This window comes from Mixta mediterraneensis (genome assembly GCF_030283135.1).
Taxonomy (GTDB): domain Bacteria; phylum Pseudomonadota; class Gammaproteobacteria; order Enterobacterales; family Enterobacteriaceae; genus Pantoea; species Pantoea mediterraneensis.
Window position 1 is genome coordinate 1 of sequence record NZ_JASUAZ010000121.1, and the last position, 1,718, is coordinate 1,718.

Genomic DNA, 1,718 nt, shown 5'->3' on the forward strand with positions numbered 1-1,718 from the left:
CAGTGTGATTGCCTGTTGCTGGCAATGGCCCAGGCCCGTCAGGAAAGATCCTTCTCTCCAGAGATGCAAATGTCTCGTATGCCTCAGCACAGAAGTATATCTTGTCATTTTTGTACACAAAAAATGATCTAAGCCATTTCTTCGCATAGGCGAGGAGGGTCTCCTCGAATTGAGGATCAATGCCATGATCAGACTCGCTAGAGATGCTTTCAGTGAGTACTGTTCTTCTCAGCTGTATTTTGTGTTTTGTAGCAGTAGTACTATTGGCTGTAGAGGCAGTGCTCCTGGTAGTAGCGGTGGCACTATTAGTAGTAGAACTCTCGCTACTTTCTGATACATCTCTTGAAGTATCTCTCTCATCGTTTATGGCACCTAAGGTTGCCTCAAGCGCGTAATTAATATTCCCGTTCAGGACAGAGGCTTGTCTGATCGGTCTCCTTCTAGGGTTGTTATTTGACAGGCTTGATGGGTTGTGCATGCTGTTCAGAACCGAGGACTGTCTGATGGGCCTACCACGTATTTCTTCTTCTCCTTCTATGGGTTTGTCTCGAGAATCCATTCCTCCATCAGAGTCATCACCCTTAATTACTATGCTTCTTATCGCGGTTCTTCTAAGAGGCCTCTGTCTCATATTAAACACAGGCTCGTCTTCATCCTCACTGCTTTCAATCACGCGTCTAAGGCCTCGCATCTGTTCGCTCTCTTCAGTGAGAATATCCTCTGACTCGGTGCGTGTGGAACTCTCCTCAGTGCTCATGGCCTCGTCCCAGGTCTCATCATCCTCGCTAGACGAACTCTGGGTGGCTGGCCCGTCCTCGGTTGCAAGGTACAGGTTGTAGAAGGTGTTCTGATCGAGCTTGTCCTTCAGTAGGTGCTGGGCAGCAAGCTCTTCCAGTTCAACCTGCAAGCACATCCTTTTGGACCTTATTGTGTAGTTCTGTGCCTTCCAGTTCACATTAATATTCATGTTGGCATCGAATGTCATTCCAAATGGACTATTGGTGCCAATAGTGTCTGTTTGACGGGAGGACACATCCAGATCCTGTGGAAAGAATTGTTGTTGTGGAGGATGTATCGGAGCACACACCGAGTACGCCCGGATAACACCACGATCATCACCGGTTATAAAAAATCTGCCATCGGCGCTGAACTCGCAGTCATTTACGGAAATGGGAATATCTCCACTGTAGATCTTCCGGACAGCACCCGGTGGCTGTGTGTGTCGGGTATTGGAAAACACCACGCGGGCATCACATGAAAATGGCCTCCAAGAGGCACAACCTGCAGTATTTGCCGGGCCATCGCATGCCACTTCATACATTTTGAGTCGCTGGCCCACAATGGCAAATATGTTCAGGAACGGATGGGCGTAGATGCATCCAAGCTCTGCCTGGAAAGAGCTAATCTCGTGTCTGTCGTCGTAAATGCGCACGACACCATCAGCAGAAAGAGTCACCAACCAGAAATTCGGAAGAAAGCACATCCGGTCGACATTCGCAGTCTCTCCGGTGGCAAGAACAGAGCGTGCCCAGTGGCCCGGTAGGTTCTTACGGTGCCTGAAGCTTCCGAGGCCGCCACCACCCTCCGGATAGAATGTATAGACACAGATCTGATCGCCGCTGGACGCAGCAATCTTAAGGGCATTCTTGCAAGCACAGAGCGTTTGAGTGCGGTATTCTTCCAGGACTATTACAGAGTCTGGAGTGTATGTATCGTAC

The 1,718-nt window shown here is 49.3% G+C and carries 1 protein-coding gene; it reads right to left on the minus strand.

The genetic code is table 11. From position 1 onward, the window contains the following. A partial coding sequence (locus QRY16_RS21880) for a hypothetical protein (protein WP_289778051.1) occupies positions 1 to 1,718 on the minus strand: 1,718 nt, incomplete at both ends.